20 protein-coding genes and 1 tRNA gene are annotated in these 25,179 nt (G+C 69.7%); 12 read left to right on the top strand and 9 right to left on the bottom strand.

Annotated features, from left to right (window positions below; genetic code table 11):
• Positions 1-58 precede the first annotated feature (58 nt).
• Positions 59-1,177, top strand: coding sequence for a substrate-binding domain-containing protein (locus WFJ97_RS14015; protein ID WP_247634287.1), 1,119 nt, complete (start codon positions 59-61; stop codon positions 1,175-1,177).
• Positions 1,178-1,260: 83 nt separating this feature from the next.
• Here the strand turns inward: WFJ97_RS14015 and WFJ97_RS14010 are convergent, their stop codons facing one another.
• From WFJ97_RS14010 to WFJ97_RS13990, 5 genes are read right to left on the bottom strand one after another with little or no spacing between them, the layout of a single operon-like run.
• Positions 1,261-2,547, bottom strand: coding sequence for a glycoside hydrolase family 125 protein (locus WFJ97_RS14010; RefSeq protein WP_336641960.1), 1,287 nt, complete (start codon positions 2,545-2,547; stop codon positions 1,261-1,263).
• Positions 2,535-4,853 carry a glycoside hydrolase family 3 protein gene (locus WFJ97_RS14005; RefSeq protein WP_336641959.1) on the bottom strand — a complete coding sequence of 773 codons (2,319 nt, stop codon included), beginning with the start codon at positions 4,851-4,853 and terminating at the stop codon, positions 2,535-2,537. Before WFJ97_RS14005 ends, WFJ97_RS14010 begins: the two co-directional genes overlap by 13 nt.
• On the bottom strand, positions 4,850-5,701 hold the full coding sequence (locus WFJ97_RS14000) for a carbohydrate ABC transporter permease (protein WP_247624874.1): 852 nt from the start codon (positions 5,699-5,701) through the stop codon (positions 4,850-4,852). Before WFJ97_RS14000 ends, WFJ97_RS14005 begins: the two co-directional genes overlap by 4 nt.
• A 19-nt stretch (positions 5,702-5,720) precedes the next feature.
• Positions 5,721-6,653 carry a carbohydrate ABC transporter permease gene (locus tag WFJ97_RS13995; RefSeq protein ID WP_247624873.1) on the bottom strand — a complete coding sequence of 311 codons (933 nt, stop codon included), beginning with the start codon at positions 6,651-6,653 and terminating at the stop codon, positions 5,721-5,723.
• A 17-nt stretch (positions 6,654-6,670) separates the two neighbouring features.
• Positions 6,671-7,954 (bottom strand): ABC transporter substrate-binding protein, encoded by a 1,284-nt coding sequence (locus WFJ97_RS13990; RefSeq protein ID WP_336641958.1) that lies wholly within the window; start codon positions 7,952-7,954, stop codon positions 6,671-6,673.
• A 128-nt stretch (positions 7,955-8,082) separates the two neighbouring features.
• Here WFJ97_RS13990 and WFJ97_RS13985 point away from each other — a divergent pair, with 128 nt between their 5' ends.
• Together WFJ97_RS13985 and WFJ97_RS13980 are read left to right on the top strand one after the other, a co-directional pair.
• The gene (locus tag WFJ97_RS13985) at positions 8,083-9,117 is read left to right on the top strand and encodes a LacI family DNA-binding transcriptional regulator (RefSeq protein WP_336641957.1); all 1,035 of its coding nucleotides are present in this window, start codon (positions 8,083-8,085) and stop codon (positions 9,115-9,117) included.
• A 50-nt stretch (positions 9,118-9,167) separates the two neighbouring features.
• Positions 9,168-10,463: a glycoside hydrolase 5 family protein gene (locus WFJ97_RS13980; RefSeq protein ID WP_336641956.1), complete on the top strand. Its 1,296-nt coding sequence runs from the start codon at positions 9,168-9,170 to the stop codon at positions 10,461-10,463.
• Positions 10,464-10,553: 90 nt separating this feature from the next.
• Here the strand turns inward: WFJ97_RS13980 and WFJ97_RS13975 are convergent, their stop codons facing one another.
• Positions 10,554-11,963 (bottom strand): HNH endonuclease signature motif containing protein, encoded by a 1,410-nt coding sequence (locus tag WFJ97_RS13975; protein WP_336641955.1) that lies wholly within the window; start codon positions 11,961-11,963, stop codon positions 10,554-10,556.
• Between the two features lie 200 nt (positions 11,964-12,163).
• On the opposite strand from WFJ97_RS13975, the gene WFJ97_RS13970 reads away from it, so the two are divergent.
• The 6 genes from WFJ97_RS13970 (at position 12,164) to WFJ97_RS13945 (ending at position 20,480) form a co-directional block, all read left to right on the top strand.
• The gene (locus tag WFJ97_RS13970) at positions 12,164-13,855 is read left to right on the top strand and encodes an alpha/beta hydrolase-fold protein (protein ID WP_336641954.1); all 1,692 of its coding nucleotides are present in this window, start codon (positions 12,164-12,166) and stop codon (positions 13,853-13,855) included.
• A gap of 32 nt (positions 13,856-13,887) precedes the next feature.
• Positions 13,888-15,711 carry an ABC-F family ATP-binding cassette domain-containing protein gene (locus tag WFJ97_RS13965; RefSeq protein WP_336641953.1) on the top strand — a complete coding sequence of 608 codons (1,824 nt, stop codon included), beginning with the start codon at positions 13,888-13,890 and terminating at the stop codon, positions 15,709-15,711.
• A 167-nt stretch (positions 15,712-15,878) separates the two neighbouring features.
• Positions 15,879-17,627: a Na+/H+ antiporter gene (locus WFJ97_RS13960; RefSeq protein WP_336641952.1), complete on the top strand. Its 1,749-nt coding sequence runs from the start codon at positions 15,879-15,881 to the stop codon at positions 17,625-17,627.
• Between the two features lie 146 nt (positions 17,628-17,773).
• A complete protein-coding gene (locus WFJ97_RS13955) occupies positions 17,774-18,679 on the top strand; it encodes a MetQ/NlpA family ABC transporter substrate-binding protein (RefSeq protein WP_336641951.1) in 906 nt (301 codons plus the stop codon).
• A 98-nt stretch (positions 18,680-18,777) separates the two neighbouring features.
• Positions 18,778-19,821, top strand: coding sequence for a methionine ABC transporter ATP-binding protein (locus WFJ97_RS13950; RefSeq protein WP_247624863.1), 1,044 nt, complete (start codon positions 18,778-18,780; stop codon positions 19,819-19,821).
• On the top strand, positions 19,821-20,480 hold the full coding sequence (locus WFJ97_RS13945; protein WP_247624862.1) for a methionine ABC transporter permease: 660 nt from the start codon (positions 19,821-19,823) through the stop codon (positions 20,478-20,480). Before WFJ97_RS13950 ends, WFJ97_RS13945 begins: the two co-directional genes overlap by 1 nt.
• Positions 20,481-20,489: 9 nt before the next feature.
• On the opposite strand, the gene WFJ97_RS13940 is transcribed toward WFJ97_RS13945, so the two are convergent.
• Genes WFJ97_RS13940 through WFJ97_RS13930 form a run of 3 tightly spaced genes read right to left on the bottom strand, consistent with a single transcriptional unit; the run spans position 20,490 to position 22,472 of the window.
• On the bottom strand, positions 20,490-21,461 hold the full coding sequence (locus WFJ97_RS13940; RefSeq protein WP_336641950.1) for a pseudouridine synthase: 972 nt from the start codon (positions 21,459-21,461) through the stop codon (positions 20,490-20,492).
• Between the two features lie 13 nt (positions 21,462-21,474).
• Positions 21,475-21,969, bottom strand: coding sequence for a MarR family winged helix-turn-helix transcriptional regulator (locus tag WFJ97_RS13935; protein WP_247624860.1), 495 nt, complete (start codon positions 21,967-21,969; stop codon positions 21,475-21,477).
• Positions 21,966-22,472, bottom strand: coding sequence for a GNAT family N-acetyltransferase (locus tag WFJ97_RS13930; protein WP_247624859.1), 507 nt, complete (start codon positions 22,470-22,472; stop codon positions 21,966-21,968). The genes WFJ97_RS13935 and WFJ97_RS13930 overlap by 4 nt, the downstream gene beginning before the upstream one ends.
• Before the next feature lie 82 nt (positions 22,473-22,554).
• Here WFJ97_RS13930 and WFJ97_RS13925 point away from each other — a divergent pair.
• From WFJ97_RS13925 to WFJ97_RS13915, 3 genes are all read left to right on the top strand, one after another.
• Positions 22,555-22,626 (top strand) — tRNA-Gln (locus tag WFJ97_RS13925).
• 1 nt (position 22,627) lies between these two features.
• Complete coding sequence (gene glmU, locus WFJ97_RS13920) at positions 22,628-24,058, top strand: bifunctional UDP-N-acetylglucosamine diphosphorylase/glucosamine-1-phosphate N-acetyltransferase GlmU (protein ID WP_336641949.1); 1,431 nt, start codon at positions 22,628-22,630, stop codon at positions 24,056-24,058.
• Positions 24,059-24,065: 7 nt separating this feature from the next.
• Positions 24,066-25,100, top strand: coding sequence for a ribose-phosphate diphosphokinase (locus tag WFJ97_RS13915; protein WP_336641948.1), 1,035 nt, complete (start codon positions 24,066-24,068; stop codon positions 25,098-25,100).
• The last annotated feature ends 79 nt before the right edge of the window (positions 25,101-25,179 follow it).

The following is a 25,179-nucleotide window of genomic DNA, read 5'->3' as shown; positions in this document are numbered from 1 at the left end:
GGTCGGATCGCGTGGCCCACGCGCGTTCAGGCCTTCACACACCAGAGAAAGAGATCACATGAAGAAGATCCTTGTTACGGCGACAGCGCTTGTCGTCGCGGGCGCCTTCGCCCTCACCGGCTGCTCATCGGAGCGCGGCGGTGACACCGGATCCGGCGGCGAAGAGGCCACCAGCGGCTTCGAGGCGGGTTCGACGATCGGTGTCGCACTCCCCGACAAGACGTCGGAGAACTGGGTGCTCGCCGGAAAGCTGTTCACGGACGGACTCGAGTCGGCCGGCTTCAAGGCCGACGTGCAGTACGCCCCGGCCAGCAACACGGTCGCCGAGCAGCAGAACCAGATCCAGGCCATGGTCACCAACGGCGCCAAGGTCATCATCATCGGTGCGAAGGACGGCAAGCAGCTGGCCACGCAGGTGCAGGCGGCTCAGGATGCCGGCGCCAAGGTGATCGCGTACGACCGTCTCATCGAGAACACCGAGGCCGTCGACTACTACGTCGCGTTCGACAACTTCAAGGTCGGCCAGCTCCAGGGCCAGGCTCTGCTCGACGGCCTCGCCGAGCGCGCCGGTCACGAGGCCCCGTACAACATCGAGCTGTTCTCGGGTTCGCCGGATGACGCCAACTCGGCCGTGTTCTTCAACGGTGCGATGGACGTCCTCCAGCCGAAGATCGACGACGGCACGCTGAACGTGGTCTCGGGTCAGACCGCGATCGCCCAGACCGCGACCGAGGGCTGGCTCGCGGAGAACGCCCAGAACCGCATGGACACGCTCCTGACCGGTTCGTACAGCGGTGACACCGTCCTCGACGGCGTCCTGTCCCCGAACGACACCCTCGCCCGCGCCATCATCACCTCGGTGCAGCAGGCCGGCAAGCCGGTTCCGGTCGTCACGGGTCAGGACTCCGAGGTCGAGTCCGTCAAGTCGATCATGGAGGGCATCCAGTACTCCACAATCAACAAGGACACCTCGCTCCTCGTTGCGCAGACCATCAAGATGGTCGAGCAGCTCCAGAAGGGCGAAGAGGTCGATGTCAACGACACCGAGCAGTACGACAACGGCGCGAAGGTCGTTCCGGCGTACCTCCTCGAGCCGCTGATCGTCACCAAGGAGAACGCTGCCGACGCGTACGCGAACGTCCCGAGCCTGCTCGAGATCGTGAAGTCGTACGAGTAAGCACCTTCTGCTCTGAACGAACCGCCCGGGTCATCCGACCCGGGCGGTTCGTGCGTTCGCGGGTATGCGAGTGCGTGGGGTGCTCAGTCCTCGGCGACCTGCAGGGCGAGCTCGCAGAACATCGACTCCGCCCACGAGAACCACGGGCGGCTGAACACGGCGGGATCGTCGACGTCTATGCTCTCGTGCACGTGCCCGGTGCCGGCATCCGTCTCGGCGATCGTGCGCAGCAGGCGGATGCGGTCGTCCGGAGTGCCGACGAGCCCCTCGACGGCGAGGGCGATCGGCCAGACGCGCCGCTCGCGGGTGTGGGGGCTGCCGATGCCGCGGAGGGCGGTGCCCGCGAACCAGTACGGGTTCGCGGGGCTCAGTACGACGCGACGCGTCGCCTCCCAGATCTCGCGGTCGATCACCTCGGGGGCGATCAGCGGGAGCGACAGCAGCGACGGGGTGTTCGCGTCGTCCATGACGAGCACGCCGCCCAGGCCGTCGACCTCGTACGCGTAGATCGGTTCGCCCCGGGGTCCGTCGACGATCCCGTGCGCACTCACACCGGCTCGCAACTCGTCGGAGAGGGCGAGCGCGTCGGCGGCGAGCACCTCGTCGTGGAGCACCTCGCGAGCGATCTCGGCGAGGGCGCGCAGCGCCTGGGCGGCGAAGAGGTTCGCGGGAACGTTGTACCCGAAGGTGCACGCGTCGTCCGAGGGGCGGAATCCGCTCCACGTCATCCCCGTGTGCGCGACGGCGGAGCCGCGACCGCCGCGGGGGAGCGTCTCGGTGGGGATCGCGGTGTCGCGCTCGAACCGGTACGCGGACTCCTCGTGGTGCTGCTCGGCGCGGAGCTGATCGACGATCGTGCGGAGGACCGCGTGCACGCGCTCGTCGAAGACGGCGGTGCGTCCCGTGCTGCGCCAGAGCGTGTGGGCGAGCGAGAGCGGGTAGCAGAGGCTGTCGACCTCGTACTTCTGCTCCCAGACCTCGGGGTCGTCGCAGACGTCGTCCGGGTCGTAGTGGGCGCCGGTGGGGCCGTCGTTGAACGCGTTGGCGTAGGAGTCGTGCGCGAGGAATCCGAACTGCCGACGCACCACACCCTCGACCAGGTCGGCGAGCTGCGGACTCCGGTCGAGGAAGCGCAGGTACGGGGTGAGCTGCGTCGTGGAATCGCGCAGCCACATCGCCGGGATGTCGCCGGTGATGATGAACACCCGCCCCTCCTGGTCGATACCCACCGTCTCGGTGAGGGTGCGCAGCAGGGCGGCCTCCACGAGGTCGCCGATGCGCTCACCGCTGGCGCGCCGCACGCTGTCGGCGGCGTCCTCGATCAGATTCCGCGTGCGGACATCGGGCGTGAACGCCGTCAGCTCGTCCATCCGGTGCGGCCCTCCTCGTCGGTGATGCGGATCGTGATCGCGTCGTGGGTGGGATCGTGCACGGATGCCGTCCACGCGAGGATCTCGGCGGGCAGGGCCTCGGGCCGCCCGCTCGCCCAGGAGCCCAGCGCGTCGAGTCCGAGGTCGACCGGGGCCGTGGTGCGGCCGCCCGCTGCGACGGTCACCCGGGTCACCGCCAGCAGCGTCCGACGTCGGGGACGGATGCCGCGCTCGTGCCGCCGCCCGTAGAGCGGAACGGCGAGGGAGATCTCGGATGCCGAGGCGTTCGCGACGTCGATCAGGACCGTGACACGCTCGCCCCTGCCCAGGCCGGCGGCAGGGATGGTGGGGGACTCGCCGGGAGCAGCGGGGCGCAGACGGACCTCGACCGTCGACGGTATGCCGGTGCCGAAGAGCACTCCGGCGGGGTGGCGTGCATCGAGGTAGCCGCGCGCCGTCTCGCGGCGCTCGTCGTGCGCGACCGGTAGCACTCCGTCGGCGGAGGGGAGCGTCGCCGGCAGCAGGCCTCCGCCGACACCGGTGGTCAGGGCGGTGACGATCGCCTCTCCACCGCCGGGACCGGGGAAGGGCGCGAGGATCACGGCATCCGAGAGTGCGATGACGTCGTCGAGCGGGCGCGGGCGCCCGTCGATCACGACCGCGATCACCCGAGGTGCCCCCGAGGCGCGTGCGGCGCGGAGCAGGGCGAGCTGTGCGTCCGGCAACCCGAGGTGCGCGAGATCCACGCCCTCGCCGTTGGTGGTGTCGGGTGCCGGCGCATCGATCGCGCCGTTGTCGGCGAACTCGTCGTCGTAGCTGCGGCGGCTCGTACCGCCGAGCACCACGAGGGCGACGTCGGCGCCGTCGAGGGCTGCGCTCACAGCATCCCGGGCGCCGGCGGGATCGGAGAGTTCGCCGCGATGCGTGGAGCCCTGCGCGACGCGCACCCGCTCCGCGCCGTATCGGGTGACGAGTGCGGAGTGCACGGTGGAGGAGGTCGGGTCGGGGACCGGACGCGGGGGCGTGTAGTCGCCGAGCTGGGCGTCGAGGTCCGAGGCGTTCGGTCCGAGGAGGGCGATCACGGGGCCGGCGTCCGCGTGATCTCCGGCAGCCGGAAGCGGGAGCGCCCCCGCGTCGTGCACGACGACGACGGACTGGGCGGCGGCACGCGCGGCGAGGGAGAGGAACGCGCGCTCGCGCTCGGGGTCGGCAGGAATCGCGGCCGGCACGTCGGGTTCCCCGAGAAGGCCGAGGCGGCGCTTGAGCGCGAGCACGCGGTCGGCGGCCCGCGTGACGACCCCTTCGTCGAGGATGCCGCGATCGACGGCCTCCTCGACGTGCGTGAAGGCCTCGTCCCACAGGCTGAGGTCGACGCCGGCGTCGAGAGCGATCGCCGCGGCCATCGCCGGATCGGGGGCGCTGTCGCGCAGACGATCGATCGCGGTGCCGTCGGCCATCACGAGGCCGTCCCAGCCCCACCCCTCGCGCAGCGTGCCGGTCAAGAGCTCACGATTCGCACTGCAGGGGATGCCGTCGATGTCGTTGTACGCGGCCATGAAGCCGGCGACCCCGGCCCGGGCGGCGGCGTAAGCCGGACGCAGATGGATCTCGCCCAGCTCCCGGCGCCCGATCGGTGCGCCGGAGCCGTTGCGGCCTCCGATGCCCGCGCCCTGCGCCGCCAGGTGCTTGGCGACGACGGCGACGCGGTCGGGGGCGATCACGGATGCTGCAGCCGCGGCATCCGCGCCCTGCATCCCGCGCACCGTCGCCTCGACGAGCAGGGCGGCGAGCGCCGGATCCTCGCCGAAGCACTCTTCGGCGCGGCCCCAGTGCGGGTCGCGCAGCATGTCGAGTCCCGACACCAGCGCGACGTGCGTGCCGCGCAGGCGCGTCTCGGCGGCGACGTGCGCCGCGAGCTCTTCGGTGAGGGCGGGATCCATACCCGCGCCGAGGGCCAGGTTGACGGGGAGGGTCGTGCCGCCGAGGGCCATGAGCCCGTGCGGCACCTCCTCGACGAACAGCGTCGGCAGGCCCGCGCCGTGCGTGACGATGTACTCCTGCACGGCCCGATAGGCCTCGGCGCTGCGCTCGGGCGGGATGCCGTTGCTCCACCGCACCTGCGACCACGGGTCGGCGCGCAGCACGCCGTAGATCGCGCCGATCCCACCCCAGCGGTCGACCTCGCGGCGCAGGACGTCGGTGATGCGGGGTGCGCCGTCGGCCCAGCGCACCGCTTCCCAGCCCTTGAGGCGCTGATTGATCTGGCCGACGCGCTCGCGCAGGGGCAGATGTGCAGAGCCCGTCATCCCTTGATCGCCCCGGAGACCAGCGCCTTCTGCATCTGCTTCTGCAGCACGGTGTAGACGAGATAGACGGGCAGCAGGGTCAGGAGGGTTCCGGCCATCAGCACACCGTAGTCGGTTCCCGCGTCGACCTTGAGGGTCGGCAGCGCCACCTGGATCGTGCGCTGGGCGGTGTCGGGTCCGATGAGGATGAGCGGGTACAGGTACGCGTTCCAGAACGAGAGGAAGTTCAGCAGCAGCACGGTCGCGATACCGGGGATGCAGATCGGCAGGTAGACCTGGCGGAGCACCTGCAGCGTCGTCGCGCCGTCCATCGACGCCGCCTCTTCGAGCTCGCGCGGGATGGTGCGCATGAAGGCGGTGAGGATGACGATCGACAGCGGCAGGGCGGTCGCCGGGAGCAGCAGCACCACGAAGGTGCGCGTGTGGAACAGGCCGAGCGATGCCGCCAGCAGGAAGGTCGGGAACAGCGCGGCGAACGAGGGGATCAGGAAGCCCAGGCTGAAGACTGTCTCGATGATGCGGCCGATCCTGCCGGTGGCACGGGCCAGCGCGAACGCGGCGGGGAGCGCGAGGAGCAGCGTCAAGATCAACGCGGCCACGGTCGTGAGGGCGGAGTTGGCGACGGCGAGGCCCAGATCGGCCTGGCGCAGCGCCGTGGTGAAGTTCGAGAAGTCCCAGCTCGTGGGGAGCGCGAGGGGCGACTCGAAGATCTCCTCGTTCGTCTTGAACGACGACGCGATGAAGTAGTAGAAGGGGATGATCAGGATGGCCGCGTACAGCCAAGCCAGCGTGCCGCTCGTGATCGATCCGACCCGGTCGCGGAGGGGGAGGACGGTGCGTGATGCCATGGGATGCTCCTTCGTCCGGTCAGTGGGTCGCGCGCAGCGTGCGGCGGATCAGCCACATGCCGAGCAGTCCGAGGATGAACAGGATGACGCCGACCGCCTGGCTGTAGCCGAGGTTCGTCTCGACGAATGCCTTGCTGTAGATGAGGTACGACAGCGTCATGGTCGAGGTACCGGGGCCGCCCTGGGTGAGCAGCAGCACGGTCTGGGCCGAGTTGAACAGCAGCGACAGGAACTGCAGCATCGTCACGACGCCGATGAAGTCCTGGGCGATCGGCCAGTACATGCGCCACGCCACCCGCCAGTCTCCGGCGCCGTCGACGCGGGCGGCCTGCACGATCTCGGTGTCGACGCCGTCGAGGCGCGCGGCGATCAGCACCGCCGAGTAGCCGATGCCGCTCCAGAGCTCGACGGCGATGATCGCGCCGAGCGCCGTGCTCGGGTCGGCCAGCCAGGCGTTCCCTCCCAGGCCCAGGGGAGCGAGGATGCCGTTGATCAGGCCGTCGGGGTTGAGCATGGCGTAGAACACCATCGCCGTCGCCGGGGCGGAGATGAGGGCCGGGATGAAGAGCAGGTAGCGGAGCACGCGGTGACCGCGCGGCTTCTGCACGACGTAGAACGCGAGCAGGAACGCGAGGATGATCATGATCGGCAGGCCGACGACGATCTGGATGGCGGAGTTGCCGAGTGCGGCCCAGAAGGTCGCATCGGCGAACACTGCGCGGAAGTTGTCCCAGCCCGCGAAGGTCGGCGTCTCGAGCATGCCGGGCCAGCGCAGGAACGAGATCACGAAGATCGCGACCACGGGGCCGATCATGAACACGGCGTACCAGATGAGCGCGGGCAGGGCGAGGCCGGGGAACCGCTCGCGCAACGACGAGCGACGGGGGCGTCGGTTCGGGGGCAGGGCGGTGACGAGCTGTTCGGTGGTGGGGGCGGGGGCGAGCGCGGTCATGGTGTCCTCTCGGGCCCTCAGGCCGCGGCGTAGGCCTTCTCGAACGTGTCGATGATCTGGTCGGCGGAGGCACGGCCGTAGGCCATCGCGGTCGCGCGGATCATCGGCTCGAAGACGGCGTCGGGGATGAGCAGGTCGGGCAGCATCACCGGGGTCACCTGATCGGTCGTGAGCTGGGAGGCCTGTGCGACGAGGGGGAAGTCGCGGCTGACCACATCGGTGATCCGGCTCATGTCGCGGCCGGAGCCGAGGATGAACTCGCTCGTGACCTCGGGCGTGTAGAGGTTCTGGATGAAGGGCTTCAGCAGGTCGAGCTTCTCGGCGCCGTTCGCGCTGATCCAGATGCCGTGGCCGTTGAAGCTCTGGATGACGGTGGGATGGGCGACGACGCCGCCGCGCGACGGGGCGGGCCAGCCGCCGACCGTGACCTCGGCAGCGCGTTCGGCGGGCACGAGGGCGAGCGCCGACGACATCGCCGGGACGATCGCGGCCTTGCGGGTGTTGAACTGGGTGAGTTCGGAGTCGGACGTGTATCCCTGCACGTTGTCGACGAACACGCCCGCGTCGCGCAGCTCGACGAAGTGCTCGACGCCGGCCACGGCGCCCGGGAAGTCCGAGAGCTTGCCGGAGGAGAACGCCTTCTTCGCCTCGTCGCGGGTGAGGAAGCCCTGCAGGATCTGCAGGAACATCTTCTGGCCGCTCCAGTCGGAGCCACCGACGGTTACCGGGCCGATGCCCTTCGAACGCAGTGCGTCGGCCGCGGCGATCAACTCGTCCGAGGTCGTCGGGATGCCGACGCCGGCCTCGTCGAGGAGCCCCGTGTTGAAGGAGACCGGCCAGTTGGTGCGAGTGAACGGGAAGGCGCGCAGGTTGCCCTCGGCATCCGTCCATTCCTCGAGCGCCTCGGGGATGATCTTGTCGCGCAGGCCCCACTCGTCGAGCAGATGCTGCACCGGAATGGTGGCACCGAGGCGGGTCCAGGAGAGCGTGCGGCCCTGCAGGTTGACCATCGCGATGTCGGCCTCCTTGCCGGCCAGCGAGCTGGTCTCGAAAACGATCGGCAGGTCGGAGCCGTTCTTGAGGAGGGCGACGGGCCGATCGTTCGCCCGCGAGTAGGCGGCGACGACGTCCGAGAACACCTGGGCGCCCGAGACGGCGCCGCTGAGCTGGGTGTGCACGGAGATCGAGCCCGCCGCGCTGGATGTCGGCATGAGGGGGCCGCATCCGGTGAGCAGGGGGATCATCACGCCCCCTCCGATCACCGCCCCGAGAAAGGTGCGCCTGCTGATGCCTTCGGTCATGAGCCCTCCTGAGAGCTGCAGTGCTACGGATGGATGTGTCGCGGCGCGCTTTGTAAAGCGGTACACGTCAACGTGCGATTAATGTATACCGCTTTACAACGGAGGGTCAACACCCTAATCTCGGTGGTGTGAGCGAGAAGGTGACGAACGAGAAGAAGCCCGCCCGCGCGACGATCGCAGCGGTCGCCGCGCGTGCCGGGGTGTCGCCCTCCGCCGTGTCGCACGTGTTCAACGGCCGGCCCAACGTGTCTGCGGCGACGGCCGCGCGCATCCGTCAGGCGGCCGACGAGTTGCACTGGCGTCCGAACTACGCGAGCCGCAAGGTCAGCGGTCAGGGTGGACGCAGCCTCGGCCTCGTGATCGCCCGCTCGGGCGACACGTTCGAGCGCGATCCCTTCTTCATGCGGCTGATCGCGGGCCTGACCGAACCGCTCGCCGAGATCGGATGGTCGCTCTCGCTCACCCTCGTGCGCGCCGACGACGAGGAGCGCGTGTACCGCGAGTGGTGGAGCGAGCAGCGAGTGGATGCGTTCCTGCTCGTCGACCTCCGCGACGACGACCCCCGCATCGGCTTCGTTCGCGAGCTCGGCGCACCCGCCGTGCTGCTCGGAGCGCCGGTCGACGACGCCGTGCCGGCCGTGACCGTGCACGATGATGCCGCGTACGAGGAGGTGCTCGAGCACCTTCACGGTCTCGGCCACCGCGCCGTCGCGCGCGTGAGCGATTCGCCCGGTCTCGTGCACGCCCGCGATCGTGATCGTCGGTTCGTGGATGCCGCAGAGAAGCGCGGCATGACCTCGCTCGTGCTGCGCTGGGAGCGCGCGGCATCCGATCCGGTGGCCGATCTGCTGGCGCGCGCCGGAACGACGACGGCCCTGCTCGTCGACAGTGAGGCCCTCGCGGCCGAGATCGTCGCGCATGCGCCCGAGATCGGTGTGCGCGTGCCCGAGCAGCTGTCGGTGATCGCCTGGGAGGACTCCTGGGTCTCGAGCCTGGTGCGCCCGCGGCTCACCGCGCTCGACGCCCCGGTCGAGGAGAGCGCTCGCACCGCCGTGGCGCTGCTCGCACAGCTCGTGAGCGGCGAGGACGTCGTGTCGCAGAGCGTGTCGGCGCGGCGCCTGATCGTGCGCGAATCGAGCGGCCCCGCGCCGACGGATGCATGATCCCCGATCCCCGAGACTTCCTGCCCACGATCGAGAAGGACCACAGATCAGTGACTGACAACACTCCGCGCTCCGATGCACCGCGCTTCGAAACACCGCGTTTCGGGGCGAACTACACCCCCTCTCAGGACTGGATGTTCCAGTGGATGGGGATCGACGCCGATGTCGTGCGCGCGGACTTCGAGGCGCTCGCCGGGCTGGGGCTCGATCATGTGCGGGTGTTCCCGCTGTGGCCCGTGCTGCAGCCGAACCGGACGCTCATCCGCCGCAAGGCGCTCGACGACATCGCTCTCGTGGCCGACATCGCGGCCGAGTTCGAGCTCGACATCGCTGTCGACGTCATCCAGGGCCACATGTCGGGCTTCGACTTCGTGCCGGCGTGGCTGGTCAACTGGCACGACGGCAACATGTTCACCGACGAGAAGGCGATCCAGGCGCAGGCGGCGCTCGTCGCCGCGGTCTACGATGCAGTGCGCGACAAGCCGAACCTCATCGGTCTGACGCTCGGCAACGAGCTCAATCAGTTCCAGCTGCCCAACCCCGCCGCGATGCCCGCCGAGAGCGCGCAGATCACGCACTGGCTCGAGAGCCTGCTGGGGGCGCCGCGCGATCGTGATCCGCGCCACCTCATCGCGCACAGCGAGAACGACCACCTCTGGTACCGCGACGGGCATCCGTTCCTGCCCGAGCACGCGTCCCGTCTCGGTGATGTCACGACGGTGCATTCGTGGATCTTCAACGGCACCGCGGCGCGCTACGGCGGCCTCTCGTCGCCGTCGGTTCGCCACGCCGAGTGGATGATCGAGCTCTCGAAGGCGTTCGCGACCGATCCGCAGCGGAAGGTGTGGCTGCAGGAGGTGGGTGCGCCGTCGATGAATCTCGCCGACGACGAGATGCCCGAGTTCGCCACGCGCACGGTCGAGGCGGCGCTGACCACCGAGGGCCTCTACGGCATCACGTGGTGGTGCTCGCATGACGTATCGCGCTCGCTCGGGGACTACAAGGATCTCGAGTACTCGCTCGGACTGCTCGACACCGAGAACGTCGTCAAGCCGCTGGGTCGGCGGTTCGCGGAGCTGGTCGCTCAGGCGCGGGCGGATGCTGCGGGTGCCGGTGACTCTCCGGTCATGCCGCGCACCGTGGGTGTGGTGATCGACGTGGACACCGACGACCTTCCGCTCTCGCGCACCGACCTCGCCCCCGGCGGGCGGGTGTTCGAGCGCTGGCACGAGCTGCGGGAGCAGGGCGAGCCCGTGACCGTCGTCACCTCGCGCACCGCTCAGGATGCCGCCTCTCTCGCCACTCGCGGAATCGAGACCGTCGTCGAGGTCGCGCAGCGCGCCTGACGGCGTCGTGCCTGACGGCGTCGTGCCTGACGACGTCGCGCCTGAGTGCCGGAAGACATCGCGCCCGTTGGCATCATGCCGGAGGGCGATTCACCGGCTGTCGGAGAACCTGACCGTGTTCTGCTCGGGCGGGCGGTCGATGTAGGTCGTTCCGGTCGGGCTGGTCCAGACGAGATCGCCGGTGGTTCTGATGGTCTGATCTGCTCCTCCGCCTTCGAGATGGAGCCCGACGTCGTCCTCCCTGGGGCGCCGGTGTTGGACGCGCCAGAGCGAGTGGTGTTTGAGCGTGTGGTGTCGTCGGCAGAGGTGCGCGAGGTTGGTGGCGCAGGTCTCACCGCCGTCGGACGCGGCGTGGGTGTGGTCGATGTCGCATCGTCGTGCGGCGATGTTGCAGCCGGGGAAGCGGCAGCGTTGGTCGCGAGCCCGGAGGTGTCGGGCGAGCTGATCCGACGGGCGGTAGCGGTCGACGGCGAGGAGTGCGCCGGTGATCGGGTGTGTGAGCACCCGTTCCCATCCGGTCGCGTCGCCTGCGAGGAGGCGTGCGGTGCGGGTGTCGATGGGGGAGCGGCCGTCGAGCTCTGCCGGGGGTGCGCCGGAGGCGCTGCCGCCGTTGTGGCCGCCGGTGTCGTCGTCCATGAGGGTGAAGACGGGGACGGTGACCTCGACTCGTGCGCGGATCTCGCCGAGCAGTCCCGCCTCGGTGTCGTGCCCGGTCGGCGCGCCGGTGAGTGCGATGTCGGCGAGCAGGTCGGCGCGCAGCTGATCGGTCGTGCGGGTGTCGGAGTCGCGGTCCGTGTCGGTGGGGGAGTCGATATCCGGGTCGGTCCCCTTCGCCGCCTTCCGGGCCCGCCCGTTCTCCACGGTGATCGTCCGCGCCATGCGCGTCAGCCGGTCGTGGATTCCGTGGACGAGGACGGCGGGCCCGAGCATCCCGAGTTCGGCCATCCCGTCGTCGAGGTCCTTCACCCACACCCGCCGCAACTCCCGCGCGTCGCGGTGACGCTCGGTGACGGTGCGGGCCTGGTACTGCTCCGCGATCCGCCGCGCCACCCGTCGCAGTCTGTTCGGCGACTCGACCACCGCCGCCTCCACCGCTCGCGCCGCATACCGCGCTCGATCGGCCGGGTCGTCCAGATGTGCGCCCGCGTCGACGATGACCCGGGCGTGGGTGGCGCTGATCCGCCCCCCGCCCTGCGCTGCCCACACCTCGGCGAATCGCTCGACCGCCCACGATGCCTCGTCCATCCGCCGCTCGATCGTACGGTCGCTCGCCCGCACTGCCGCCCCGATCTCCGCCGCCACCGCCCGCAGGGCCATGTCGCCGTGATCGGGATGCGCCGCCTGCCGTGCGATGTCGACCGCGACGCGAGCGGCGACGGCGAGCATCCCGTCGCGCACGGCTGACAGCCGAGCGATCGTCTCCTCGACCGCCCGCACCGAGCCCACCAGATCGGCGATCATCGCCGTCTGGGAGTCCGTTGCGTCGAGCAGTTCCGTCATGCGAACAGCCCACCACGGACCACCGACATTCGAACATATAGACGAAGAATCGTCGCCAATCGGACCGGAGGTTCCCCACAGCGCCGCACCGCAGCTCTGGGCCGACCTCACATGTCCGACGAGCGCAGCCACCTCTACCGTGGCTTCCCACCGGCGGTATCCAGCGGCATCCAGCGGCATCCGATGAAGGGGAAAACGACATGAGATTCGACCTCCGCCGACTGCTCGGCATCCCGACCGCGATCGCACTCACGGCGGGCGCGACCCTGGCGCTCGCCGCCGCGACCGACACGCCCGCGTCGTCCTCCCCACCCGTCACCCACACCGTCGCCGCCTCGGCCGAAAGCCCCGACGAGTTCATCCGCGACGTCCAGACGTGGACGACCACCTCCGCCGCCGGTCGCGACTACAAGATCTCGGTCGCCCTCCCGGCGAACTACGACGAGAACGGCGATCCGTATCGGGTCCTCTACGTCACCGACGCGAACGCCGAGTTCGGAACAGCCGTCGAAGCCGCACGGCTGAACGCTCCCGGCACGATGGTCGTCGGCATCGGGTACGACGACCCCGGCCAGGGCTTCGCGGCCTCCGGAGTGCGCCGCACGCTCGATCTCACCCCGACCGAGATCACGGCCGACGTGCCCACCGGCGGTGCTCCCGAGTTCCTCGACTTCCTGAGATCCGAACTCGTCCCGCAGATCGAGAGCGAGTTCCGCGCCGACCCCGGCGACCGCGCACTCATGGGCCATTCCTTCGGCGGTCTCTTCGCCACCTATGCACTGCTCCACAACGACGGACTCTTCCACCGGTTCGTCATCGCGAGCCCCTCGATCTGGTGGGACGACCGCACGATCCTCGACATGGAGGCCGACTACGCCGAGACGCACGATGCGCTCGACGCGCGCGTCTTCCTCTCGGTCGGAGAGCTCGAGGAGACGACCTCCGGGTTCCCGATGACCAGCGACATGACGAGCTTCGCGCACACGCTCGCCGCCCGCGCTTACGACGGACTCGAACTGGGCGCCACGGTCTTCGACGACGAGACCCACCTCTCGGTGATCGGAGCGGCGTTCAGCCGCGGGCTGAGATTCATCTACGCAGCGCCGGGCACCGACGTTCCGGGAACGTCCCTGCCGGAGCAGCAGGACGTCGCCCCGCAGATCGTCACGCAGCCGTCGGATGCCGAGATCCCCGCGGGAGCGACCGCGACCTTCACCGCCACGGCGACAGGAACCCCCGAACCCACCGTGATCTGGCAGACGCAGCTGCCGGATGCCGGTGACTGGGTGACGATCCCGGATGCCGCCGCCCCCACCCTCACGATCGACGCCGTCCCGGCATCCGCCTCCGGCACCCGCTATCGCGCGGTCTTCACCAACGCCGTGGGCGAGTCCGCGACCGAGCCCGCCACGCTCACCGTGACGGTCGCCCCGGAGGCGCCCGCCTCCCCGTCCGCCGACGACCTCACCGACGACAACCGCGGCCCCGTCACCGCACCGGTCACCGTCGCGCAGGGGGCGCCCTTCGATCTCTCGCTCGGACCCGACCTCGCCGGCGCGAAGGTCGACGTCTACCTCTTCTCCGACCCCACCCACCTCGGCACGCTCGCGGTTTCGTCTGCCGGCATCGTGCAGGCGATCGTTCCGACGGATGCCGCGCTCGGGGCGCACCGCGTCGCCGTCTACGCCACCGACGGCGCGCTCATCGGCTGGGCGCCGGTCGAGGTCGTCGCGGCGGCGTCCGGCGGGGCGACCGCTCCGGGCGATCGCCTGGCCAACACGGGAGCGGACGCCGGGGCCATCGCCCCGATCGCCCTCGCCGCGAGCGCCGCAGTGCTCCTCGGGGGAGGGGCCGCGCTGCTCGCCCGCCGGCGACGCAGCAGCGTGCGCTGACCCCCGCGCACCCGGTTACCCTGGACAGTGACATGGCACATCTTCTGGGGGCCGAGGCCCTGCACCTCGAATATCCGACGAGGGTCGTCTTCGACTCCGTGACGCTCGGCATCGAGGAGGGGGATCGCATCGGCATCGTCGGCCGCAACGGCGACGGCAAGTCGAGCCTGCTCGGCATGCTCGCGGGCATCAAGGAACCGAACTCGGGTCGCGTCACGGTGCGCGGCGGAACGACGATCGGTGTGCTCGATCAGGCGGACACGCTCCCCGACGAGCTCACGATCAGTCAGGCCGTCGTGGGCGACACCCCCGAGTACGAGTGGGCGGGTGACGCTCGCACCCGCGACGTGATCGAGGGGCTGCTGACCGACCTCCCGTGGGATGCCGAGATCGGCTCCCTCAGCGGTGGTCAGCGCCGCCGCGTCTCGCTCGCCCGCCTCCTCGCCGGCGACTGGGACGTCATCGCCCTTGACGAGCCGACCAACCACCTCGACGTCGAGGCGATCACGTGGCTCGCCGGGCACCTCAAGAAACGCTGGGCCACGAACTCGGGCGCCCTGATGGTCGTGACTCACGACCGGTGGTTCCTCGATGAGATCTGCACCGAGACCTGGGAGGTGCACGACCGCATCGTCGAGCCTTTCGAGGGCGGGTACGCGGCATACATCCTGCAGCGCGTCGAGCGCGACCGCATGGCCGCCGCCACCGAGGCGAAGCGTCAGAACCTCGCCCGCAAGGAGCTCGCGTGGCTCCGCCGCGGAGCCCCCGCGCGCACGAGCAAGCCCAAGTTCCGCATCGACGCGGCCAACGAGCTCATCGCCGACGTGCCGGAGATCCGCGACAAGGTGTCGCTGCAGTCGCTCGCCGTGTCACGGCTCGGCAAGGACGTCGTCGACCTCCTCGACGTGGGCGTGACGTACCCGACCGTCGACGGCGGCGAGAAGACGGTGCTGCGCGATGTCGAATGGCGCATCGCTCCGGGCGAGCGCACCGGCATCCTGGGCGTGAACGGCGCGGGCAAGTCCACGCTGCTGGGCCTCATCTCGGGAACCGTCGAGCCGACGGTCGGCCGCGTCAAGCGCGGCACGACCGTGAAGGTGCAGACGCTGACGCAGCGCCTCGACGAACTCGACCAGTACTGGAACGACCCGGTGCGCGTGATCATCTCGGGCCTGCGCACCTCGTACACGCTGGGTGCCGGCTCGAAGGCGCAGGACCTCACGCCGGGGCAGCTCCTCGAGCGCCTCGGCTTCTCGTCCGCCCAGCTCTCGACGCCGGTCAAGGACCTCTCGGGTGGCCAGCAGCGCCGCCTGCAGCTCCTGCTCGTGCTCCTCGACCAGCCCAACGTGCTGATCCTCGACGAGCCCACCAACGACCTCGACACCGACATGCTCGCCGCGATCGAAGACCTCCTCGATTCCTGGTCGGGCACCCTCCTCGTGGTCAGCCACGACCGCTACTTCCTCGAGCGCGTCACCGACCAGCAGTTCGCGATCCTCGACGGGCACCTGCGCCATTTGCCCGGCGGCGTCGACGAGTACCTGCGTCTGCGCCACCTCCAGACCTCGAATGCCGAGAAGGGCCAGGCGGTGAAGGCCGCGACGAGCACGGCCGCGTCGACGGCATCCGCTCTCGACGGTGCCGCCCTGCGCACCGCGCAGAAGGAGGTCTCCTCCCTCGAGCGCCGCATCCAGAAGCTGACGCAGCAGGTGGATGCCGCCAAGCACGCACTCGCGGAGCACGACCAGGCCGACTACGCGGGTCTGGGCGAGAAGATGTCGAAGATCAGCGCGCAGGAGGCCGAGATCGAAGAGCTCGAGCTTCGCTGGTTCGAGCTCACCGAGCAGATCGGCTGACGCCCGCCCTACCCGCATCGGGATCGGGCGCGCGAACCAGGGACCAGCAGTACCTGGTGATCTCGGTGCTGCGGGAATACCTTTGCCTTGCGACGCGCTGTGCTCTGGGCGGGGTCTGACGCCGGCCGGTGTCGCACAGCACGATTCTGCGGCACCGGGAGGTACACATGGAAGGACTCGAGGTCACGGTCCTGCTCGGACTCACGATTCTCGTCGGCACTCTGATCGCACCGCGGGTGCGGCTGGCGCTCCCACTGGTGCTCGTCGTCTTCGGGCTTCTGCTCGGCTTCGTGCCGGCGCTGCGCGAGGTGCAGCTGCCGCCCGAGACCGTGCTGCTGCTGTTCCTGCCGGTGATGCTGTTCTGGGAGAGCCTGACGACGTCGCTGCGGTCGATCCGCCGCGACTTCCGGTACATCCTCCCGATGAGCACGCTCCTGGTCGTCGCCTCCGCCTTCGCTGTCGCCGGCGTCGGTGTGCTGTTCGGGATGCCGTGGGAGATCGCCCTCATCCTCGGTGCCGCGGTCGCCCCGCCGGACGCCACCGCGGTCGCGGCCCTCGGCCGCCTGCTGCCGCGGCGCATGTTCATGAAGCTGAAGGCCGAGAGCCTCACCAACGACGGCACCGCGCTGGTGCTCTACGCCATCGCCGTCTCGCTCGCCGTCGGCGGCCAGGTCACCCCGTGGTCGGTCACCTGGACGGTGCTCGTGTCGTACGTGGGCGGCATCGCCGCAGGTGTCGTGATCGCCCTGCTGGGCGTGTTGCTCCTGCAGCGCTCGAATCGTACGGCGGTCATCAACGTCACGATGCTGCTCATCCCGTTCTCCGCGTTCCTCGTCGCCGAGCTGATCCACGCGTCGGGCGTGCTCGCCGTGGTCGTCGCGGGACTCATCGCCTCGTACGTCTCGCCGCGCGTCACGACGGCATCCTCCCGCCGCCAGTCCGACGCGGTCTGGCCGTTCGGGGTGTTCCTGCTCAACGGCGCGCTGTTCATCCTCATCGGTCTCGAGGTGCAGTACGTCGTGCACGAGATCTCGGCGGCGATGATCGGCTGGCTCGTGCTCACCTCGATCGCCGTCTGGGCGACGCTCGTGGTCGTGCGCTACCTCTTCCAGTTCTTCACCGGGTTCTTCCAACGGCCCGCCACCCGGCCGCCGCGCGGTCTGCGCGCCCGGTCGCGCGTGGTCTCGACCGTCGCCGGTATGCGCGGCGCGGTCTCGCTGGCGATCGCGCTGTCGGTGCCGACGAGTCTCGCCGAGGGGTCGTCGGGTCGTGACGAGGTCGTGTTCGTGACCGCCGGCGTCATCCTGCTCAGCCTGCTCGTGCAGGGTCCGCTGCTGCCGGCGGTCGTGCGCTGGGCGCGGATGCCGGTCGACCACGCCGAGCAGGAGGAGTACGAGCTCGCCGAACGGGCGATCTCGGGGGCCGCGCTCTCGGCGCTCGATGACCTCGCCGCCGAGCACGGCATCGGTCAGGAGGTGCGCGATCGCGTGCGCTCCGAGGGATACCAGATGCTCGAGCTCGCCAACGCGAAGGCGCTGGCCCGCGAGCAGGCGCTCGTCGACGCCGAGGCGCGCGAACTCGACGCCCTGCTGGACGCCCCCGACACGACGGCGCCCGGCGCCCCGGCATCCGATGCCCTCGACGATGCGCTGGGCGTCGGGGGAGTGACGGATGCCGTCGACGGCACCACCCTGCAGATGATCGCGACCTCCACCGACGTCGACGTGCTGCAGCGCTCGCCTCTCGTGCGCCACGAGGAGCACACCCGGCTCAAACTCGCCCTCCTCGACCGCAAGCGCGAGGTGCTGATCGGCCTGCGCCGCTCCGGCACCGTCGATGACATCGTGGTGCGGCGCATCGCCGCCCGCCTCGACCTCGAGCAGGTGCGCCTGCAGGGGATCGAGGAGTTCGACTGACCGACGTCGAAGGAGGGGACGCGCTCCGTACGGACCCGACACGCGCGGCCGTCGGGCCCGGTGACGCTGTGTGACAGTCGATTCCGTGCCCGGGGCCGTACCTGCCTAACGTATGGGAGTCTCTGAGAGAGGAACTCGCACACATCATGTCCCGTCGTACCACGTCCATCATCGCCGCGCTCGCCGCGGTCCCGCTCTTCGTCGCGCTCGCCGGGTGCGCCACGTCCACCGATGCCGGCTCCGACTCGGGTTCGTCCGAGAACGAGGTCGTCAAGGTCGGCGTCGTCGGCAAGGGCGACCCGCAGTGGCCCGCCTTCGTCGAGGCCGCTGCGGAAGAGGGCATCACGGTCGAGCTCGTCGACTTCGGTTCCTACGAGCAGCCGAACCCCGCGCTGACCGAGGGCGAGATCGACCTCAACCAGTTCCAGCACATCGTCTACCTCGCCGGCTACAACGAGGACTCGGGCTCGGATCTCACCCCGATCGGTTCCACCGCGATCTACCCGCTGGGCCTGTATTCGAAGAAGTACGACGACGTCGACAGCATCCCCGAGGGCGAGACCGTCGCCGTTCCGGACGACGCCTCGAACCAGGCGCGCGCCCTGCTCGTGCTCCAGTCGGCCGGCCTCGTCGAGCTCAAGAGCGGCGGAACCATCTTCTCCGACCTCGCCGACGTCGACACCGACAAGAGCAAGGTCAAGGTCACCGCGCTCGAGGCCGCCCTCATCCCGACCTCGCTGCCCGATGTCGCAGCCGCGATCATCAACAACGACTTCGTCGAGGACGCCGGTCTCACCTTCAGCGACGCGATCGCCCAGGACGACCCGGAAGACCCCAACGCGCTGCCGTACGTGAACATCTTCGCCGCCCGCGCCGAAGACGCCGACAACGAGACCTACCTCAAGCTCGTCGAGATCTTCCAGACCGACGAGGCCGTCCAGGCCGGACTCCTCGAGTCGTCGGGTGACACCGCGGCGCCGCTGCAGACGCCGGTCGCCGACCTCGTCGCCTCGCTCGAGAAGGTCCAGAAGGACACCGCAGCGAACAAGTGATCACGGCGGGGACACCCCGCCTGATGCGAGAGAATCGGGTGGCGCCTCGTGCGTCACCCGATTCGTCGTTTCCCGACATCCCACCCACCGGAGCTTCCATGCCGATCGTGAGCCTGACCAACGTGTCGAAGGCCTATCCCTCCCGCGTACCGGGAGACACCGAGATCATCGCCGTCGACGACGTGACCCTGTCGATCGAGAAGGGCGACGTGTTCGGCATCATCGGATACTCGGGGGCCGGCAAGTCGACACTGGTGCGCCTGATCAACGCCCTCGAGCCCGCCACCGGCGGCACGATCCTGGTGGACGGCGTCGACATCACCTCGCTCTCCGAGAGTGCGCTGCGCAAGGTGCGCGGCGGCATCGGCATGATCTTCCAGCAGTTCAACCTGTTCTCCTCGCGCACGGTGCGCGCGAACGTCGCCTATCCGCTCAAGCTCGCGGGCTGGTCGAAGGCCGACATCGAGGCCCGCGTGACCGAGCTGCTCTCGTTCGTCGGTCTGTCCGACAAGGCCAAGGCCTACCCCGAGCAGCTCTCCGGAGGTCAGAAGCAGCGCGTGGGCATCGCCCGCGCCCTCGCCACGGGCCCCGCGATCCTGCTCGCCGACGAGGCGACCAGCGCGCTCGACCCTCAGACGACCCATGAGGTGCTCGATCTGCTCAAGCGGGTCAACCAGGAGCAGGGCGTCACCATCGTCGTCATCACCCACGAGATGGACGTGATCCAGACGATCGCCACGAAGGTCGCGGTCATGGAGAACGGCCGCGTGATCGAGCAGGGCGACGTCTTCGACGTCTTCTCCGCCCCGCAGAACCCTGCGTCGCAGCGCTTCGTCGGCACGGTGGTCAAGGGCGTTCCGTCGCCGGCCGAGCTGTCGGTGCTGCGTGAGCGCCACCGCGGACGCCTGGTCACCTTCTCGTTCCGCGACGGCGATTCCTCGCAGGCGCAGGTCTTCCTCGATCTCGCTGCGGCCGGCCTCGACTTCGAACTCGTCTACGGCGGCATCAACGACATCCGCGGGCGCGCCTTCGGTCACCTGACCCTGGCGATCCGCGGCGAGAGCGCCGCCATCGACCGCACCCTCGCGGCCATCGCCGAACGCGTCGAAGTCACCGAGATCGCACGAGAGGAGGCCCGCTGATGGATCGTCTGCAGGAACTGATGCCCGAGTTCTGGGCCGCCGCGCTCGAGACGCTGTACATGACGTCGTTCGCGCTCGTCCTCGGCGGCGTGCTCGGACTCCTCATCGGCGTCATCCTCTACGTGACCCGCCCCGGTGGTCTGCTGCCGAACCGCGCCGTGTCGATGCTCGCGAACCTCGCGGTGAACATCTTCCGTCCGATCCCGTTCGTCATCTTCATGGCCGTCGCGCAACCGTTCGCCCGCGTCGTGGTGGGCGTCGGTATCGGCACCACGGCCGGAGCCTTCATCATCGCCCTCGCCGCCTCCTTCGCGATCGGACGCATCGTCGAGCAGCATCTCGTCTCGGTGTCGCCCGGTGTCATCGAGGCGGCGCGCGCGATGGGCGCAGGCCCTCTCCGCATTCTCTTCACCGTCGCGATCCCCGAGTCGTTGGGCCCGCTCATCCTCGGCTACACGTTCATCGTGGTCGCGCTCATCGACATGACCGCGATGGCCGGTCTGATCGGTGGCGGCGGCCTCGGAGCGTTCGCGCAGATCTACGGTTTCCGTCAGTTCGAACCGGTCGTGATGTGGGCGGCGATCGCCCTCATCGTCGTGTTCGTGCATCTCGTGCAGATGCTGGGCACGCGCCTGGCGCGCAAGATCATGCGCCGCTGAGCGCGCCCGTCAGTCGCCTGCGGGGGCTTCTGCCGCGTCGCCGGCGGGAGCGTCCTGCAGGCGACGACGCGTCGTGAACACGCGATCCTCGCCCGACAGCGGGTCGGTGAAGCTCAGCTCGCGCGCGAGCAGCTGCATGGGACGGGCGAAGTCGTCGGGCGCCTCCGGACGCAGCTCGGGATAGAACGGATCGTTCAGGATGCCGGCGCCCAGAGCCGAGAGGTGCACGCGCAACTGGTGCATCTTGCCGCTGTGCGGGCGCAGCAGCGTGTGCACGACCCGCTCATCGGCACGGATGAGCTCGATCAGCGTCTCCGAGTTCGGCTCTCGCTCGTCGTCGACCCGCACGCGCAGCTCGCCGCGATGCTTGTCGATGTGGGTGCGGTAGACGAGGGGGAGCGGATGCCCCGCCAGGGCCGGATGCTCGGGATCCCAGCCCTCGGGTCGGGCCGACACCGCCTCGTAGGTCTTCTGCACCCGGCGGGTCTCGAAGAGAAGCTGGTAGGCGCCGCGCGTCGCGGGGCGCGCGGAGAACATCAGCAGGCCGGCCGTCGCTCGATCGAGGCGGTGGATCGGGGCGAGGTCGGGGTTGTCGAGGAGGTTGCGCAGCCGCACCAGGGCGGAGTTCTGCAGGAACTTGCCTCCCGGCGTCGTCGGGAGGAAGTGCGGCTTGTCGACCACGACGAGGTCGTCGTCGCGGTGGAGGACCTCGATCTCGAAGGGGATGACGCTCTCGACCGGGGGCTCGCGGTAGTACCAGACGAACTCCACGCTCCCCAGGGGCGCATCGCGCGGCACCGCGCGGGCGTCGATGTCGACGATCTCACCGCGGTCGAAGCGCACTCGCAGCAGTTCCGGCTCGAGGTGGAAGAAACGCTCCACCATGTAGTCGGCGATCGTCGGCCATGGCCCGGTGAGCGGCACGTGCAGGCGCGTCGCGCCGACACCGTCGCGCACGGGAAGGGGCGAGGGCATGCCCATCAGCGCACCCCGCTCACGCGTCGAAGCTCAGGCTGAGCTTGCGCAACAACCCGGCCAGCCGATCGCGGTCGCCTCGCGACAGCGCCTGCAGCAGGTCGGCCTCGACGTCGACGAGGCGGGTGATCGCGGCATCCACCCGCGTGCGACCGTCGTCGGTCAGCGTGACCAGGATGCTCCTGCCGTCGCCGGGATCGGCCTCGCGTCGCACCAGACGACGCCCGACGAGGCGGTCGATGCGATTGGTCATCGTGCCGCTCGAGACGAGCGTCTGCTGCAGCAGCTGCTTGGGGGAGAGCTGGAACGGCGCCCCCGCGCGGCGCAGCGCCGAGAGCACGTCCCACTCCCAGGGTTCGAGGTCGCTGCGGCGGAAGACGTCGCGTCGCGCGCGGTCGAGGTGGCGCGAGAGCCGGTCCATGCGGGAGAGCACCTCGAGGGGCGAGAAGTCGAGGTCGGGGCGCTGGGTGTTCCAGGCGCCGACGATCCGATCGACCTCGTCCGTTGCGCTCATCCCTCCATTATCGCGCCCGAGGGCCCCGACTGCGCTTCGTCGCCGAGCTCGACGGTCATGAACGTGCTGTGCGGGTCGGGCAGGTAGGAGCCGAACGGGGCGCACTCCACGAACCCGGCTCGCGCATACAGCGCGTGCGCCGGGCGGAAGAACTCCGCGCTGCCGGTCTCGAGCGAGATTCGGCGGATGCCGCGGCTGCGGGCGTCGGCGAGCAGGGCGTCGAGCATCGCCCGCCCCAGACCCTGTCCCCGGCGGGCGGGCTCGGTGCGCATCGACTTGAGCTCCTCGTGACCCTCGGCGAGCGGGGCGAGTGCTCCCGTGGCGACGAGATCGTCGCCGTCGCGCGCCACGAACAGCCGCACGCCCGGGGCGAGGAGCCGATCGAGCGACAGCGCGTGCTGGCTCTCGGGCGGCGCGGTGCCGGCCATGTCGTCGTGGTGCGCGAGGAGGAACGCGGCGAGGCCGGGGGTCGGGCCCGCGACGCGGTCGATCAGGATGCTCATGGTCGAAGCATCCCAGAGCCGTGTTTCGCGCCGATGTCGGCGTGGCAGAATGAGCGGGCGGCTTTCCTCGCGGAGGCCGCGGTCCGCCGTGGTGTAATGGCAGCACGACAGCCTTTGGAGCTGTGAGGTCTAGGTTCGAGTCCTGGCGGCGGAGCATGACGGAGAACAACCTCGCGATCGTCGTCCTCGCCGCAGGGCAGGGCACGCGCATGAAGTCCCGGCTGCCGAAGGTGCTGCACCCGATCGGCGGTCGCCCGCTCGTCGGCCACGTGCTCACGACCGCCGCCCGGCTCGGCGCCGCGCACGTCGAGGTCGTCGTGCGGCACGAGCGCGACCAGGTCGTCGCGGCCCTCGCCGAGGACTACCCGGACGCCGTGTTCATCGATCAGGACGACGTGCCGGGCACCGGTCGCGCCGTGCAGGTCGCGATCGATGCCCTCCCCGCCGACTTCACGGGTGACGTGCTCGTGCTGTCGGGTGATTGCCCGCTCGCGGATGCCGACACCCTGAACGGCTTCCTCGCTGCCCACCGTGCCGCGGGTACGCCGGCGACGCTCATGACCGCCGTCGTCGACGATCCGACCGGGTACGGCCGCGTCATCCGCGATGCGGACGGGAGCGTCGACCGCATCGTCGAGCAGAAGGACGCGAGCGCCGACGAGGCCGCCGTCCGCGAGATCAACGCGGGCATGTACGTGTTCCGCGCCGCGACGCTGCGCCGGTACCTGCCGGAGATCGGCGTCGACAACGCTCAGGGCGAGATGTACCTCACCGACGTTCCTGGGCTGCTCCGTCGCGACGGCGACCGTGTCGCGGCATCCGTCGTCTCCGACGTCACCGTGACCTACGGGGTCAACGACCGCGCGCAGCTCGCGCTCGTCGGCCGCCTTCTCAACGAGCGCATCGTCCGCCGCTGGCAGCTGGAGGGCGTCACGGTCGTCGACCCGGCCACGACGTGGATCGACGACGACGCCGTGCTCGCCCCCGACGTCACGATCCTCCCGAACACGCACATCCTGCGCGCCACGACGATCGCGGAGGGCGCGATCATCGGTCCCGACACGTCGCTCGTCGGCTGCGAGATCGGCGAGGGCGCGACCGTGCGCCGTACCGACGCGACGTTCGCGGTGATCGGAGCCGAGGCGACGGTCGGGCCGTTCTCCTTCCTGCGCCCCGGCACGATCCTGGGCGCGAAGGGAAAGATCGGCGCGTACGTCGAGACCAAGAACGCCGAGATCGGTGAGGGCAGCAAGGTGCCGCATCTGTCGTACGTGGGAGACGCCACGATCGGCCGCGGCGTGAACCTCGGCGCGAGCACGATCACGGCGAACTACGACGACGTGAACAAGCACCGAACGGAGATCGGCGACGAGGTGCACACCGGGTCGCACACGGTGCTCGTCGCGCCCGTTAGGCTGGGAGCAGGCGCGAAGACCGGCGCCGGCGCGGTCGTCCGCAAGGATGTTCCGGCCGGTGCACTGGCCATGACCGTCGCACCCCAGCGCAACATCGAGGGCTGGGTCGAGAAGAACAGAGCAGGGACGGGCGCGGCGGATGCCGTGGCCCGAGAGCGAGCGGCGGAATAGGCAGGCCATGGCCCGGAAGAAGAAGACGGTCGATCTGGATCGCGACAACGGGGTAGCCCCCGGCATCATCGCGAAGACCAAGAAGCGGCTCGTCGTCGCGGGTGGGCGCTCGCACCCCGAGCTCACGGCGGCCGTCGCCGAGGCCCTCGGCACGGAGATCGCTCCGGTCGAGCACCGCACCTTCGCCTCCGGCGAGATCTACGCGCGCTTCGAGGTGTCGATCCGCGGCGTCGATCTCTTCCTCGTGCAGACCTTCGGCGAGCCGGTCAACGAGTGGCTCATGGAGACGCTCATCATGATCGACGCCGCCAAGCGCGCCTCGGCCAAGCGCATCACGGTCGTCGCCCCGTACTATCCGTACTCGCGTCAGGACAAGAAGGGCCGCGGTCGCGAGCCGATCAGCGCCCGTCTCGTCGCCGACCTGCTCAAGACCGCCGGCGCCGACCGCGTGATGAGCGTCGACCTGCACGCCGCCCAGATCCAGGGCTTCTTCGACGGTCCCGTCGATCACCTCTTCGCCAAGCCCGTGCTGCTCGACTACTTCGAGCGCACGCTCTCGGCCGCGGACCGCGAGATCCTCACGGTCGTCTCGCCCGACATGGGGCGCGTGCGCGTCGCCGACACGTGGTCCGACAGCCTCGGCGCCCCGCTCGCGATCATCCACAAGCGCCGCGATCCGAAGGTCGCGAACCAGGTCTCCGTGCACGAGATCGTCGGGACGGTCGAGGGCCGCACCTGCCTCCTCGTCGACGACATGATCGACACCGGCGGCACGATCGTCAAGGCCGCGCAGGCGCTGAAGACGGCCGGCGCGCACCGCGTCATCGTCGCGGCGACGCACGCGATCTTCAGCGACCCGGCATCCGATCGTCTGCAGGACTCCTCGATCGACGAGGTCGTCATCACCGACACGATCCCGCTCACCGAGTCGCGTCGCTGGGACAAGCTCACGATCCTCCCGATCGCTCCGCTGCTCGCCCGCGCGATCCACGAGGTCTTCGAGGATGGTTCGGTCACGAGCATGTTCGGCGGCGACGCGTAGGCCCATAGCCTTCGCCTCGACACGGCACAGCGGGCACATAGCCACCCTTTCTACGCTCGGATCATCGACACCGCGTCGA

The organism is Microbacterium sp. USHLN272, assembly GCF_037149655.1.
Taxonomy (GTDB): Bacteria; Actinomycetota; Actinomycetes; order Actinomycetales; family Microbacteriaceae; genus Microbacterium; species Microbacterium galbinum.
Note: the sequence above shows the minus strand (reverse complement) of the source record. Positions and strands in the feature narration are given on the sequence as shown.

Bases quoted from the DNA above. Each gene is read 5' to 3' on its own strand.
- WFJ97_RS13950 (WP_247624863.1), top strand. From the start codon at position 18,778: ATGCCGATCGTGAGCCTGACCAACGTGTCGAAGGCCTATCCCTCCCGC.
- WFJ97_RS14010 (WP_336641960.1), bottom strand. From the start codon at position 2,547: ATGGACGAGCTGACGGCGTTCACGCCCGATGTCCGCACGCGGAATCTG.
- WFJ97_RS13975 (WP_336641955.1), bottom strand. From the start codon at position 11,963: ATGACGGAACTGCTCGACGCAACGGACTCCCAGACGGCGATGATCGCC.
- WFJ97_RS13955 (WP_336641951.1), top strand. From the start codon at position 17,774: ATGTCCCGTCGTACCACGTCCATCATCGCCGCGCTCGCCGCGGTCCCG.
- WFJ97_RS13945 (WP_247624862.1), top strand. From the start codon at position 19,821: ATGGATCGTCTGCAGGAACTGATGCCCGAGTTCTGGGCCGCCGCGCTC.
- WFJ97_RS13965 (WP_336641953.1), top strand. From the start codon at position 13,888: ATGGCACATCTTCTGGGGGCCGAGGCCCTGCACCTCGAATATCCGACG.
- WFJ97_RS14015 (WP_247634287.1), top strand. From the start codon at position 59: ATGAAGAAGATCCTTGTTACGGCGACAGCGCTTGTCGTCGCGGGCGCC.
- WFJ97_RS13940 (WP_336641950.1), bottom strand. From the start codon at position 21,461: ATGGGCATGCCCTCGCCCCTTCCCGTGCGCGACGGTGTCGGCGCGACG.
- WFJ97_RS13935 (WP_247624860.1), bottom strand. From the start codon at position 21,969: ATGAGCGCAACGGACGAGGTCGATCGGATCGTCGGCGCCTGGAACACC.
- WFJ97_RS13990 (WP_336641958.1), bottom strand. From the start codon at position 7,954: ATGACCGAAGGCATCAGCAGGCGCACCTTTCTCGGGGCGGTGATCGGA.
- glmU (WP_336641949.1), top strand. From the start codon at position 22,628: ATGACGGAGAACAACCTCGCGATCGTCGTCCTCGCCGCAGGGCAGGGC.
- WFJ97_RS14000 (WP_247624874.1), bottom strand. From the start codon at position 5,701: ATGGCATCACGCACCGTCCTCCCCCTCCGCGACCGGGTCGGATCGATC.
- WFJ97_RS13960 (WP_336641952.1), top strand. From the start codon at position 15,879: ATGGAAGGACTCGAGGTCACGGTCCTGCTCGGACTCACGATTCTCGTC.
- WFJ97_RS13930 (WP_247624859.1), bottom strand. From the start codon at position 22,472: ATGAGCATCCTGATCGACCGCGTCGCGGGCCCGACCCCCGGCCTCGCC.
- WFJ97_RS13995 (WP_247624873.1), bottom strand. From the start codon at position 6,653: ATGACCGCGCTCGCCCCCGCCCCCACCACCGAACAGCTCGTCACCGCC.
- WFJ97_RS13915 (WP_336641948.1), top strand. From the start codon at position 24,066: ATGGCCCGGAAGAAGAAGACGGTCGATCTGGATCGCGACAACGGGGTA.
- WFJ97_RS13970 (WP_336641954.1), top strand. From the start codon at position 12,164: ATGAGATTCGACCTCCGCCGACTGCTCGGCATCCCGACCGCGATCGCA.
- WFJ97_RS14005 (WP_336641959.1), bottom strand. From the start codon at position 4,853: ATGACGGGCTCTGCACATCTGCCCCTGCGCGAGCGCGTCGGCCAGATC.